We start from the raw sequence: 14,134 nt of genomic DNA, 5'->3' as shown, positions 1-14,134 counted from the left end.
TTGATTGTAACGCTTTTATTTCCGTTGCAGGAGGTAACGGCCATCGGGAATTATTCCACTTTTTTTAGGTCTCTACGTTTTCAACCATGCTTCCGGCTTCGTTCGCTTGTTTACGGTACTGATTCGGACTGATCCCTTCGTAATCTTTAAACAGCTTGATAAAATACTTTGGCGTCTGATAGCCGATCTGTTCCGAAATATCCGTAATCGAAAGCCTGGTTTGCAGCAGCAGCTCCTTCGCCTTCTGCAGCCTGCTTCTCGTTATGTATTCGCTAAAGGTAAAGCCTGTTTGTTCCTTGAACAGCGCACTGAAATAGCTCGGATTCAGGTGAATCTGGTTTGCTACCTCGCGCATGCCGAGCGGCTCCTGCAAATGCTGCTCCACATAGCTGATCGCTTGCTGGACCGGCAGACTATATTGCTTGGCAGCGGTCTTGGCCTGCATGAGCCGCGTATCGACCAATTTCTCCAGTACTTCAACGCGTCCGCGCTCTTCTTCGATTCGCAGCGCCTGCTCCACGGCCTCAACCAGCTTGCTCTTCTGAATCGGCTTCAGCAAATAATTGACGACACCTAATTGAATCGCCGATTGGGCGTACTGAAAATCCGGATGTCCGGAAATGATGATAACTACGGGTTTATGACCGGTACGCTGCATGGTTTCCACCAGCTGCAGGCCGTTTACCTCCGGCATTCGGATGTCTGTGATCAGCAGATGGACCTGACGGCTGGATAGCACCTCAAGGGCTTCCGCCGCATTGCTGCCGCTCCATATTTGATGCTGCCCGGCCGACCATGTCTCCAAGGTTTTGCGAATGCCCTCTCTGGTTAACGGTTCATCATCCACAATAAGAATGGTTTTCCCGGATTGAATCATCGGCTGCCTCCTTATGAATCGGAATCTCAAAGCTAACACGGGTCCCTTGCCCGGGGTTGCTGATAATCGATAATCCTCTGCCGCCCTCGGCGGAAGCCGGGTAATAGAGCCGAATGCGCCGCTGCACATTCAAAATGCCCGTCCCGGTTCCCTTTCCTTTCGTTGGAGGAACACCTCCCGCCTTCAGGGTACTCATGATGGCATGAAGCTCTCGCTCGTTCATACCTGGGCCGTCGTCACTTACCATAATCCGCACCTCCGATGCCTGTACAGGTGACGGCTCCACCCGGATGGTGATGAGGCCTGATCCTGTTTTCCCTTCCAGTCCGTACAAAATCGCGTTCTCCACCAGCGGCTGAATCAGCAGCTTGGGAACATGAACGTGATGATAAACGTCGGGAGCGCTAATGTCCCAAACCAGGCGGCTGCCAAACCTAACACTCATAATACGCAGGTAGCGTTTGATATGCTCAAGCTCCTCACCGATGGTAACCCATTCGTCTTTATTCGGGCTGTCTATGACATAGCGGAACAAATCCGACATTGCCACGACGAGGTCGGCGAGCTCTTCCTCCTCCTTCTCCTGCAAGGACCAGTACAGCGCTTCCAAAGTATTATACAGAAAATGGGGATTGATTTGAGCCTGCAGCGCTTTCAATTCGGTGCGGCTTTGGAGAGCTTCTTTTTCATACACCAGCTTAATGAGACGGTTGATGTTATCCACCATCTGGTTGTAGGTCATATTCAAATCATTCAGCTCAGTCGTATAGGATTTCGTAAGGTTAGGCGTCAGAACGCCTTGCCGGGTATTGCGCATCGCCCTCATGAGCCGAAGGATAGGTCTGGTAATCATCATCGAGAGCACGAATGACAAAAGAATAAATAAAATCGAACCGATCGCCCCGGATACAAGAATGGCCCATCGCAGTACGGAAATTCCTTCAGTGATGTCGCTGACCGGGTACAAAATCATGAGCGTCCAGCCGGTCGTTTCGGAAGGCTGCTTGACGAGAATGTAGCGCTGCTGCCCGATCGTAACCTTCTGTGCATCGGTGACCATCAGTTCACTTACATCGGAGAGTGCCGCTCCGTCCGCCACAATCGGTTTTCCCGCGCTATCGGCAAGCAGCAGCAGCTCGCGATGCCCGCTATCCGGCAGTCCGGGCTGGAATTCAAAATAGCTTCGGTTGATGCGTACCAGCAAATACCCGCCGTTCGAAAACCAGCGGTCAACCAGATTGATCCTGCGAATTGCCAAGACCGATTCGGAATCTTTCGGGTCGTTCCCGACCCAGATCAGCTTTCCCTTTTCTCTGTCGGCCTGTTCGATCCAGCTTGAAGCGACCCGATGGGTAAGACTTTCCTCATCAAGAGGAAATACCCTCACATAATCCGGGGTATACAATTCAACGTTGGTCACGCCTCCGCTGTACCCCTGGATATGATTGGCGATTTTCATCAGAGCCTGGCGGTCGCTGAAGCTGGCTTTATCCCCGTTAACCATCGACAGAAAAAGCTGCTGCAAGTACGCGTCGTTAACCGCCTGCAAGGTTAGGGTGTCGATCTGCTTAATAACCGCTTCCAATCTGCCGTCGGCTTGGCTGGCGATTTGCTTCATCTGAGTCTCCGCTTTGGAATTGAGGAGCCCGGAAACCGAGTTGTACGTTATGATGCCGGCACAGATCAGAACGATGATCATGACGGAAACAAATCCAGCCAGCATCTGATTGCGCAGCGTATTCCAATGAGCCACCTTCTGCCACAAAGTAGGGTCCTCCCTTATCATAGTTGCGTCATGTCCTGACCAAATCATACTACAGCCCCTATTCATTTGGCTATTACTTCCATCCCGCCAACGGCAGAGCGCTTGCGTATTATTAAGATACGATCTGACGCCCCAAAATAAAATCAAGAATGACCGCCATTCCAGGCAGGCCATTCTTGATGTACATCATCGTCGTATTTCCCTATACAACACGAAATAACGGCTTTTCCCTAATAAAATGTACGGGAAGACCAGGGAATTGCTCCCGCAGCCGCTCCGATAGTTCCTTCATGCCGTACTCCTCGCTCTCCGCATGGCCTAAAGCGATGAATGCCCTGTTCCTTCCTTGATGAACAGCGTCCCGAACATACTCCGGTGTTTCCCATTCCGGCCCTTCTCCGGCGATAACCAGATCGAGATGGTAATCCTTCATTAATGGAAGTGCCAGGGCTCCCCCTCCCCGGTAGCCTGCCAATAACCCTATGCGGGTACAGGGCATCTCCGGTTCCCCTATTACACGCACGAATGGAATTTGCAGCTTTTCCTTCAAATACTGCGCTGTACGTTCAAGGGACATGCCAGGGATTTGCACAATCGTTGCGGCAGGCAGATGCTCTTCAACGTAAGGCGTCCAGTCCAGCGCGTTGAGCAAACCGGTCATAATCCCGTCTATTTCCCAACGATGAATATGATCATGGTAGCGATATATGGCGATGCCGGTGCGATCAAGCAAATTGTTTTTCTCCATAATAACCGGATCATCCCCTGCCATCCAATCCTCCTGGTGGCGGTAAAACGTACCTTCGTGTGAAATGATCAAGTTGGCTCCCAAAGCCGCGGCCTGCTCAATCACTGCCTGGGTAGCCACAAAAACAACGGCTATCCCCGTTACTACCGTCTGTGGCGATCCGTATCTTAATGTATCAACAGTAGATTCGTTTTGCGGACCCTTCTCCAACAACCGCTCAATAACTTGTCCTATGGTGATTGTCAACTGCATCATTCCTTTATCCTAGTGTTTACGCTGCTCAACGGCGGGACCTGCGTCTACCTGTTGATCCTGTCTTGGTGCCTTCGTTTTGATATTTATTCTAATGGAAAGAGCCTGTTTATTACATAGAACAATTCAACAAAAATTGTAATTTTTAAATATCTTTTTCCGCTTCAAACAGGAAATTGTATAGTCCAGAACAAAATAAACGGGGTTTTGAAAAATCATAAAAATAAGCGAAGAATTAAGTTTATTGATCTGTTAATGTAAACGTATTCAAAACAAAATGCGAACCAAGGAGGGATTACAGACAAGGCAGGATCGCCTCGTTCTATCGGGACAATCATGATTTCTAAAAAAAAATTTAAAGGGGGGTGAGTATAATGTAAGCGTTCTATTGCTGGGGATCCTGGTCTGGATTGCCAAAAGCTCGACTCAACATTCATAAGGGAGTTGATTTTATTGAAAAAGACTGGCAGATTACTAAAGCGCAGCTTGAATTTAATCGTTGCTTCTACCCTCATCACTACTTCATTATTTTTCCCCATCTACTCGGCAGACGCAGCAATCGGGCCAAGGCAAATGGAAAACCTGGGCCGGGGTGTAGTAGCTGTTCGAAATGGCTCCAATGTTTTTATCAGCTGGCGTTTACTGGCGCTGGATCCGTCAGGAATTGGTTTTAATATATACCGATCTGCAGGAGGCGGCACCGCAGTCAAGCTAAACAGCTCGGTTTTGACCGGAGGCACCAATTTTACGGACACGACTGCCGATCTTACCAAGTCTAATAGTTATTACGTGAAACCGGTAATCAGCGGTGCGGAACAAGCGGCAAGCGCTTCATTTACCCTTACGGCTAACCATGCAGATGAACCTGTCGTCACGGTTCCGCTGCGTAGCGGCTCAGCCATTAAAAACGTATGGGTCGGAGATTTTGATGGGGATCATGAATACGATTTTCTCGTGGACCGTACCGAAACAACTCCTCAGAGACTGGAAGCCTACAAACGCGATGGCACTTTTCTATGGTCGGTCAATCTCGGGCCCAACAGCAGCAATCAAAACAACATTTCACCCGGTTCTTCAACGATTAGTGTCGGAATGTGGGATGGCGTTACGGTTTATGATTTGAATGGAGACGGCAAAGCCGAAGTCGTACTCAAAATCGCGAATGGTGTTACTTTTGGCGATGGTACTGTTTGGAATAACAGCAGTGATACGAAACAATGGCTTGCTGTACTTGACGGTATGACGGGAGCGCTCAAAAATTACTCTCCCCTTCCGGACGATTATAGCTCTATTGGTCCTCTAGCCACTCAATTGGGCATTGGTTATCTCAATGAAACGACTCCAAGCATCGTTGTTTTTGCGAAAAACCGCAACTCAGACGGCTCCTTTAATTGTGTTGTTTCTGCTTATCGTTGGAGCGGCTCTAACCTTACAAGGGATTGGAAATGGTTACGCGGTTCACAAAACGCCCCGGACGGCCATCAAATGCGGATTGCGGACCTGGATGGCGACGGTAAAGACGAGATAGCGGAAATCGGCTTCGTCCTTAATGGCGATGGTACATTACGTTACTCTTTGGCGGGCAGCAATGTTGTACATGGCGACCGCTTCTATATCGGCAAGCTGGATCCTAACAGGTCGGGACTTCAAGGCTATGGTATTCAACAGGACAATCCGTTTGGGCTGCTTGAGTACTATTACGATGCTACGACGGGTTCGATGCTTTGGCAGCATACTACTACACCTCCTGCGGGGGATGTTGGCCGTGGAGATGTTGGGGATATTGACCCCCGGTATTCCGGTTACGAAACGTGGTCTTTCTCAGGAATTTATAACGGCCCGACTAACAATCAGATAACAACGACGGCAGCACCATACCCTGCCTTCCGTCTGTGGTGGGACGGAGATCTCTTGAGTGAAAGCTTTAATGACGGAAAAATTGAGAAATGGAACTATAGCTCAAGCTCTGTTTCCCGATTGGTAACTACCTGGAATTACCATACAGCCACTCGCAGTGAACGTGGTGCTCCTATGTTCTACGGTGATATTTTTGGTGACTGGCGTGAAGAAGTTATTTTAACAAGCAGTGATTTTTCAAAGCTCGTCATCTTTACTACTCCCCTTCCAACCAATACACGACTCTACACTCTTGCTCAAAACCCTTTATACCGGAACAGTATGACTATTAAAGGATACAAGCAGTCTCATTTAACGGATTATTACCTTGGAAATGGAATGTCTACACCGCCCCAACCCAATATTTATTTAACGCCGTAATGATGCCCTTGCATATAACCTATCTTGTCCAAAAATGCGGGATTTGCCGAGCGAATACGTAAGATATGCGGGGAATTTCCCCAGAGAGTTTGTTAGTCTATGATCAATAATTCGTTATCCCAAATATTGAAAGGAGGTGATATGTAATTACTTAAATGGTAGATAAAGTTAAAATATGGAGGTGTGCCAATCTAACATTCACAGTCAATAGCAGTTGTTTTTTGAGCCAGCAGGGATGAGTTTCGATTATTAAGGGGGAAATACAAAGTGAATCGTAAAAAAACTGGCAGTACGATGCTCACCTTCACTATCGCTGCTGCGCTGGCAACGGGGTGCAGCAACAGCGAAAAGACGGGTCAGGAATCTAACGTGAGCTTGTCTGAAGGGGATAGCAAACCTGTGGAATTGGTGATTCATTCCGATAGCGGCGATTCTGTGGAGAGCTTCGATGAACGGTTCGGCAATGCGATCCGCAGTAAATTCCCTAATTACACCATCACCTATATCAAGACTGGGAAGGGAACAAGCAAAAGCGAGCTGTTCGCCGCAAACCAACCGATCGATATGAATTTCGATTCCATCGGCTATTTCATGAATTCCATGGTGAAAAATGACCTGCAATACGATATGAGCGAGTTGATCAAAAAAGAAAATATCGATTTAAATCAGCTTGATCCGGTGGCTGTGAATGGGATGAAGCAGCTTTCCGGCGGCGGCCTATGGGGAATACCAGTCACGAACTTGAATGTGGTCTTGTTCTATAACAAGGATTTGTTTGATAAGTTCGGCGTACCTTATCCCAAAGACGGGTTAACCTGGGATGAGGCGGCTGAGCTCAGCAAGCAGCTGACAAGAAACGAGAACGGACAACAAATCGTGGGTCTATATGGGGAGACCGGGCATGTTCTCAGAACGAATCAATACTCCCTTGGGACCGTGGATCCCAAAACGCTCAAAGCCACCTTCAGCACCAACGAATTATGGAATAAGCTTCTTGAGGCAATCTATGTGAAGCCGGCTTCAAATGCAGGGTACAAAGAGTTCATGATGAACGTACGATCGGGGAATCTTCCTACCAAGGACAATTTCGTGAAGGATCGCAATCTGGCCATGTATGTCGGATTGACCAGTACTGTGTTTACAAGCGCCAGTGCCATGGAAGGGATGAATTGGGATATCGCGACTTTGCCGGTGTTCAAGGATATGCCTGGAACCGGAAGCCAGCCTTATCCGGTCTATTTCAGCGTCACAAAAACAAGTAAAAACAAAGAAGCGGCAATAAAAGTCATCAAATATTTGGTTTCCGAAGAGTTTCAATTGGCCATCTCCAAAAAAGGTGAGGTTCCTGTCCTGACAAGCGATACCGTAAAGAAAGCTTTTGCCCAGGGAAGTCCCTTTAAGGATAAAAACTGGTCTGCTGTATTCGCCCATAAACCGGCAGCTATTCCCTTGAAGTCACCATACGACGGCACTCCGGAAAACGAGGTCAAAGCATTGCTGCCAAAGGTTGTTCTAGGGGAAACCGATATGAATACGGCACTTCGTACGATCGATGAAAATTCGAACAAGAAAATCGAAGCCGAGCAAGCCAAATGATAACAAAGCGCGATGCCAGCTGCATGAGGACGGTCAGCGGGTTCTCTGAGTCATTTAATTCGTCCCATGAGAGGATAGATCCGAATAACAGCCAAGGAAGGGAGATTTTTTAGTGAAAAAAGTAGTTGGCCTATCTTTAATACTTTCTTTATGCACGACTATGTACAGCTCGGTATTAGCTGCAAACGGAAATGAAACCGGTGGTCCAAACGTAAATGGGGCGGAAACAGCCTCTGTCACAGCCAGCGTTTATACTACTTTGGAACAATCCCCGGGTCAGTCTGCCCCGACGAATGGTGATTTGTTAAGACGCATGGAAGATCTGGGCCGTGGAGTCGTTGCTGTCCGCAGTGGCTCCAATGTATTTATCAGTTGGCGGTTGCTCGCATTGGATCCTTCAGGGATTGGTTTTGATGTTTATCGTTCCACAGCAGGCGGTCAAGCCGTTAAGCTGAATGGTTCCGTTCTGACAAAGGGCACTAATTATACAGACACTACGGCTGATCTGACGAAGGATAATGTTTATTTTGTGAAGCCGGTGATTGGCGGTCAAGAACAAAAAGCCAGTGCTTCGTTTACCCTTCCAGCCAATCCTGTGGATGCACCTTACTTCACCGTTCCAATACGTGATGGCGGCAGCATCAATCATATATGGGTTGGAGATCTTGACGGTGATGGTGAATATGATTATCTCGTGGCTCGCGATGCCCAGAAGCCTCAGATCATTGAAGCGTACAAACGCGACGGAACCTTTCTGTGGGAAGTAAATCTTGGTCCTAACAGCATGAATCAGGACAATATTTCCCCTGGTTCAGCTACAGTTAGTGTTGGACATTGGGATGGGCTTACTGTTTATGATATGGATGGAGACGGGAAGGCAGAAGTCCTTCTCAAGATCGCCAATGGCGTGAAGTTTGGGGATGGCGAGGTATGGACCGATCAAAACGATACGAAACAATGGCTGGCAGTACTTAACGGCATGACAGGAAAACTTCAAAGCACCAGCGAGCTTCCAGATGATTATATTTCCATCGGTCCGTTGGCCGCTCAGCTTGGCATCGGATATCTTAACGGCACAACGCCGAGTGTTGTCGTTAATGCCAAAAATCGTAGAGCTGACGGCGGCTTTAATATGCTTATTGCTGCTTATCATTTGGAGGGTGACAATCTCGTAAGAGACTGGAAATGGCTGCGCGGTTCTGAGGACCTCGCTGACGGTCACCAAATCCGTATCGCGGACATAGATGGGGACGGGAAAGATGAGGTTGCCCAAATCGGCTTCGTATTGGACCATGACGGCACGCTGCTCTATTCTTTGACGGACAGTAACATCGTGCACGGGGATCGCTTCTACATCGGCAAGATGGATCCGAACCGGCCTGGGCTTCAGGGATACGGAATTCAGCAGCGTAACCCTTATGGTTTACTTGAGTACTATTACGATGCCACTACAGGTCAGATGATTTGGCAGCATAGTACTACACCTCCTGCATGGGATGTAGGTCGTGGCGACGTTGGGGATATTGACCCTCGTTATCCCGGTTATGAAGTCTTTTCATTTGAAGGAATATACCACGGCCCGAGCAACACACAGATCACCACAAAGGATAATAAAGGGAATCCGTGGCCAACAATGCGTATGTTCTGGGACGGGGATTTATTGAGTGAAAGCTATAATAACGGGAAAATCGAAAAATGGAATTATCAAACAACCTCCGTGTCTCGTTTGGTAACGACTACGAATTATGAAAATGCGGTTAGCAGCTGGCGCGGGGTTCCCAAGTTCCTCGGCGATATTATGGGCGACTGGCGTGAAGAGGCTATATTAACCAATAAGGATTACAATAAGCTCATCATTTTCACAACACCGATTCCAACAGATCACCGAATCTATACGCTCCCTCACAATCCGCTGTACCGTAATGGGATGACGATTAAAGGGTATGTCCAATCTCATTTAACCGATTATTACCTTGGAGATGGCATGGCTGCTCCTCCTACTCCGAATATTTATTACGCAGGCAAACTAATAGACGCAGACGTGGAAGCCCAGCCGAAAACATTAAATTTGAAAAGTAATGGAAAATACATCACAGCAACCATTAAACTCGCCTCGAAGGATGTCTCGCTTGTAAACGCTGCTTCCATAAGGATGAATATCAATGGCGTGACCATCTATGCCCAATCCGCTCCGATGGAAGCGGGAGATCTTGATCGGGACGCCAACGGGAAATTAACGGTCAAGTTTGACAGGCAGCAAGTCATCAACGCGTTAGCCGGGCTGAATGGCAGCATTCCGTTTAGTATCACCGGTTATCTGCGGGACGGAAGGACCTTCACCGGCAAGGATTCATTCAAAGTAATTCATTAAAAGCTGCTTGCTGGCCAAAACAAGGAGCAGTATGGAAAGGGTATGGGGCTCACCCCATACCCTTCTTCCGTCCATGACAGGCACTTACGCAGCATAAGGCAAAGCTACTTCCTCAGCCCATCCGGACCCTCGAGTTCAAACAACCTCTCATAACTGAAGGGATGTTAGATATGGTTTTGTCTTTTAAATTCGAAAATCTCATCGACAACTTGATGATACCCGCCAGACTTTCGAAAGGATTCCTTCATTATTGATAAATACTATAATGACTATGTCAAGGGGAAAATTCCGGATGCGAATACAGCTTTAAGGCACCTGGAGGCTCAAAAAATAAGCTGACGCCATAAATAGCGCCAGCTTCCTGTCTCCCTTGATTACCCGGATGCCGTCCGGTCTATTTGTCCCGAACCGAGCGTTCTTATTGCACATGCGGCTGCCAGCAGCGCGACTCCGGTCAGGAGGAATACGAACGGTATGCTGATCCATCCACCGATAAATCCTCCCAGCAGGGGGCCAACGACGATGCCGAACTGGTTGGCGGATTGGCTTAAGCTGACCGCCCGGCCGCGAAATTCATTGTCCGCATAACGGATAATGAGTGCATTCAAGGCCGGATAAACGGCCGCGAAAAATAACCCGTAACCGAAGCGCAATAGGCCGAAACCAAGCAAATGAGTGACTCCGAGCTGAAGCAGATTGCCGATCCCCCCGCCGAGCAGGCCGATCAGCAACGTTTTGTGATAACCAATCCGTCCGCCGATCCTTCCCCACCGGGGGCCCATAATGACCGTAGCGATCCCGACCGCAGAGAATACGACGCCCGAGCTGAGCGAAGCCTTGTCCGCACTTCCGCCGATCTGCACGACATAGATGGTAATCAGCGGTTCCAAAATCATGACGGATGTCGATACAAGGAAAATTAACCAGTAAATCCTCATCAACCGGGGGTTCTGCCCCGCTTGCTTCAAGTCGTCTATCATGGAAGGCCGCGGTCCTTCCTGCTTTTTGTGAATCTCTACAACCCCTGCAAGAACAAGGATGGCGGATAGGAATGTGATTATGGCGGAAGCTATGAAGCATTCCCGTAATCCGACCCAATGGATCAACAGTCCTCCCGCCAGCGGCCCTAGAATCCCTCCAGCTGCAGTCGCCGTCGATATAACGCCCAGAGCGTAACCGACATGCTTTTCCGGCGTGTTCGTGCCGACCAACGCGACCGACGCAGGGCTGAAGCCGGCCATTAACCCTTGGAATATGCGGACCGCGATGAACGTATACGGGTCGTAAACGAAATAGTTAGCAAGGTGAGCCGCACCAAGCCCAATCCCCGAACGAACCAGCATCAATTTCCTGCCATATTTATCAGCAAGAGATCCCCAGAAGGGCGCACATAAACCGCTAATGAGGAAGCTGATCGAAATCGACACTCCCGACCAGGCTTCGACGCCTTTACTGATCCCCAGCTCCGTCTGTAGAAAAAGCGGAAAAAAGGGCACCGACAACGTATAAGCTATATGGTTGAGAAATAAACCGAGCCATAATATGCTAAGATTTCGTCTCCAATGAAGCTCCATCCCGCCCTCCTTTTCGTTCGCTTGCTCATCAAGATATAACTATCCTACGACTTTGCGCTATAAGCGTACGAACTGCCTGAATATAAGATGGATTCGAGAATTTTATTCGCTTCATCCGCATCCGTGCCTTCTATGATCAATTGGATCTCCTCGGTTCTTGGGAATTGGGAGAAGAACAGTACCATACCCAGGACCCCCTTAGAATTCAATAAATAACCGTCAGATGCAAACGAGACTTGGCTCTTGAATTGATTTGCCGCACTGACGAATTTGAGGATCTGCCTCAACGAAAATCCGTTTGGAAATTGGTAGTTTCGTAAAATCTTCAAATGGAGTCCCTCCCTGTGGAAAATAAAAAGGAGATTCAAACCTATGAAATAGGCGAATCTCCAGTTGTCTGGTTGACTAATAATTCCTATTGGAATACTATGTAATAACCTGATTATAACTCACTGCGCTTTGTTAGTCAATGGCATCTCCTGCTATGTGTGTCTGTGGTGATGCTGCATAACTCACTTTTCATGTGCATTGCCGATTCAGTCCCATTTTTTAAGCCCATTTCCTTTAGGGGACTTGTAAGATGCAGATTTTGGTTTAAAGTTAACCAAAAAAATGCTAGTTCCGATAAACAATAATCCCAGTAACAAATAAAAGGTGAACGATTCATGCAAAAATGCCATTCCTGCTAAAACCGATACTATCGGCACAAGAAATGTATAAGAGGTGACTACACCGGCTTCACCTGAATTTACTAGGGAAAAGTACAGAATCCAGGAACCTGCTACCCCAAGTATGCTGCTGTATCCCATCCCTGCCCAATATATCGGGTTCCACTGAATAGCGCTCCACGGCTCCAATAGAAAACCCAGAATAATTAAAATGAGTCCACCTATCATACACTGTAATGCGGCGAGCCACATGACATTCATTAAAGCACTGACTTTTTTTACATAAACAGTACCCAGCGCCCAGCTAATGGAGGTGCCTATTCCCAATAGAACCCCTATGGCGGAAATAGGTCCTGTCTCTCCTCTCATGCTTATAACAGCAACTCCTGCAATGCCCAGTACGAGGCCGATAGCCTTATAAAGCGACATATTCTCGCCCAGCCAAATCCAAGCAAATAATGCGACCAGGATAGGCTGTAAATATACGAGCACCGAGAAAAGTCCGGAGGACATCAATTTCAAGCCGAATGTTTGCAGCCCGAAAAACAACACAACGTTAAGCAATGCGGAAATGATATAAATGCGCCAGTTTTGCTTCCATTGGATTTGGCTCATTTTACGAATCAGTAACAAAACAAGAAGAACCCCGCCTGCCAACGTTCGCATACCTGCAAATAGCATTGGCGGTGTATACTGGAGCACCATTTTATTAATAGGAAACGATAAGCCCCATAGGAAAACAAGAGCTATAATCAGAACAGTTTGCTGAATCAGGGATAGCTGCCTCACATCGATTATCCTTCCCTTACATAATATCCCGGTAAACAAATGCCGCAGCACTTTCGCTGCGGCTCTTGTCTTCACCTATATCGTTTTAACAAAACCAGTTCTCTTCCATTGTTCCGATATTGACTGGCAGCGGATCTGGACGTTCGCATTTCCCTTCCATTGCATAGTGTCTGCCTTCCCTGGAGGCAATATGAATGCCATGCATAGCTTCCAGCACCTGATAGGCAAGATCACCGTTGGCCCTATGGGAATATCCCAACCGAATCGCATAAGCCATATCCAATAATCCGATACCTCTCGAATTGTCCGTTAAAGCATGCGTCAATGGTATCTCCATCCATTCGGAATCCTTGCCTGCCAGCCTGATTTTCACCGGTCCGCCGAACGTATTGGGATCAGGGACGGACAAGGTTCCATGACTCCCATAAATTTCAATGCGTGGGACTTGGGAGCCTCCCTTAATATCAAAGCTTGTCACGAGCGTACCTATAGCCCCCGACGTAAAATCAATCACTCCCGCAATATGGGTTGGCGTCAGTACGGGAATCTTCTGCCCGTACCGGGCCTCCGACGTAATCGTCCGCTCCGGGTACGATATGGCCGCAGATCCGGTCAACCGCTGAATAGGTCCTAGCAGTGTAATAAACGCTGATAAATAATAGGGTCCCATGTCGAACATCGGGCCCCCGCCAACGTCGTACAAGAAATCGGGATTCGGATGCCATCTTTCCGGTCCCGAAGACATCATGAAAGCCGTCGCAGCCACAGGCTGGCCGATCCAGCCGTCATCAATCAGCTTGCGGCAGGTCTGAATACCTCCGCCTAATACGGTGTCCGGCGCAACCCCTACTTTCAACCCTTTGCGCTGTGCCAGCTCCAATATGCGCCGGCCGTCTTCGGTGCTAATGGCAAGCGGCTTTTCCGAATAAACGTGCTTGCCTGCCTCCAGAGCGGCGAGACTGATTTCGGCATGGGCAGCCGGAATCGTAAGATTGAGGACAAGCTCAATGTCCGGATCACCCAATAGCTCCTCCACAGAGCAAGCCTTTGGAATCCCATATTCCTCCGCCCGGGAACGGGCCCGCGACAAGTCAATGTCGGCGATGGCCGCAACCTCGAGCAGCTTGAACTTCAAGCAGTTTTCCAAGTAGATACCGCTAATGACCCCGCAGCCTACAATACCTATTTTTACCTTGTTCATCGACTCGGCCCTCCAT

At 48.3% G+C, this 14,134-nt stretch carries 10 protein-coding genes; 3 read left to right on the top strand and 7 right to left on the bottom strand.

What is annotated here, in order from left to right; genetic code table 11:
- Positions 1-64: 64 nt before the first annotated feature.
- The 3 genes from ABEA66_RS32575 to ABEA66_RS32565 all read right to left on the bottom strand — a co-directional run bounded on the left by ABEA66_RS32575 (position 65) and on the right by ABEA66_RS32565 (position 3,636).
- A complete protein-coding gene (locus ABEA66_RS32575; protein WP_192700621.1) occupies positions 65-877 on the bottom strand; it encodes a response regulator transcription factor in 813 nt (270 codons plus the stop codon).
- Entirely contained in the window at positions 840-2,642 is a 1,803-nt protein-coding gene (locus ABEA66_RS32570) for a sensor histidine kinase (RefSeq protein WP_345594169.1), read from the bottom strand. The genes ABEA66_RS32575 and ABEA66_RS32570 overlap by 38 nt, the downstream gene beginning before the upstream one ends.
- A gap of 202 nt (positions 2,643-2,844) precedes the next feature.
- A complete protein-coding gene (locus tag ABEA66_RS32565; RefSeq protein WP_377741283.1) occupies positions 2,845-3,636 on the bottom strand; it encodes a Nif3-like dinuclear metal center hexameric protein in 792 nt (263 codons plus the stop codon).
- 459 nt (positions 3,637-4,095) lie between these two features.
- Between ABEA66_RS32565 and ABEA66_RS32560 the strand changes: the two genes are divergently transcribed.
- The 3 genes from ABEA66_RS32560 to ABEA66_RS32550 all read left to right on the top strand — a co-directional run bounded on the left by ABEA66_RS32560 (position 4,096) and on the right by ABEA66_RS32550 (position 9,886).
- Positions 4,096-5,919 carry a rhamnogalacturonan lyase family protein gene (locus ABEA66_RS32560; protein WP_345594165.1) on the top strand — a complete coding sequence of 608 codons (1,824 nt, stop codon included), beginning with the start codon at positions 4,096-4,098 and terminating at the stop codon, positions 5,917-5,919.
- Positions 5,920-6,186: 267 nt separating this feature from the next.
- The gene (locus ABEA66_RS32555) at positions 6,187-7,515 is read left to right on the top strand and encodes an ABC transporter substrate-binding protein (protein WP_345594163.1); all 1,329 of its coding nucleotides are present in this window, start codon (positions 6,187-6,189) and stop codon (positions 7,513-7,515) included.
- 112 nt (positions 7,516-7,627) lie between these two features.
- The gene (locus ABEA66_RS32550; RefSeq protein ID WP_345594161.1) at positions 7,628-9,886 is read left to right on the top strand and encodes a rhamnogalacturonan lyase family protein; all 2,259 of its coding nucleotides are present in this window, start codon (positions 7,628-7,630) and stop codon (positions 9,884-9,886) included.
- A gap of 374 nt (positions 9,887-10,260) precedes the next feature.
- Here the strand turns inward: ABEA66_RS32550 and ABEA66_RS32545 are convergent, their stop codons facing one another.
- The 4 genes from ABEA66_RS32545 to ABEA66_RS32530 form a co-directional block, all read right to left on the bottom strand.
- A complete protein-coding gene (locus tag ABEA66_RS32545) occupies positions 10,261-11,460 on the bottom strand; it encodes an MFS transporter (RefSeq protein ID WP_079913086.1) in 1,200 nt (399 codons plus the stop codon).
- Positions 11,461-11,504: 44 nt separating this feature from the next.
- Complete coding sequence (locus tag ABEA66_RS32540; protein WP_179136190.1) at positions 11,505-11,789, bottom strand: HPr family phosphocarrier protein; 285 nt, start codon at positions 11,787-11,789, stop codon at positions 11,505-11,507.
- Positions 11,790-11,996: 207 nt separating this feature from the next.
- A complete protein-coding gene (locus tag ABEA66_RS32535) occupies positions 11,997-12,917 on the bottom strand; it encodes a DMT family transporter (RefSeq protein WP_345594157.1) in 921 nt (306 codons plus the stop codon).
- A gap of 85 nt (positions 12,918-13,002) precedes the next feature.
- The gene (locus ABEA66_RS32530; RefSeq protein ID WP_345594155.1) at positions 13,003-14,118 is read right to left on the bottom strand and encodes a Gfo/Idh/MocA family protein; all 1,116 of its coding nucleotides are present in this window, start codon (positions 14,116-14,118) and stop codon (positions 13,003-13,005) included.
- Positions 14,119-14,134: the final 16 nt, after the last annotated feature.

Source organism: Paenibacillus vulneris, assembly GCF_039543185.1.
GTDB lineage: Bacteria > Bacillota > Bacilli > Paenibacillales > NBRC-103111 > Paenibacillus_S > Paenibacillus_S vulneris.
This window is presented reverse-complemented; position numbering and strand designations above follow the sequence as displayed.

Bases quoted from the DNA above. Each gene is read 5' to 3' on its own strand.
- ABEA66_RS32575 (WP_192700621.1), bottom strand. From the start codon at position 877: ATGATTCAATCCGGGAAAACCATTCTTATTGTGGATGATGAACCGTTA.
- ABEA66_RS32545 (WP_079913086.1), bottom strand. From the start codon at position 11,460: ATGGAGCTTCATTGGAGACGAAATCTTAGCATATTATGGCTCGGTTTA.
- ABEA66_RS32530 (WP_345594155.1), bottom strand. From the start codon at position 14,118: ATGAACAAGGTAAAAATAGGTATTGTAGGCTGCGGGGTCATTAGCGGT.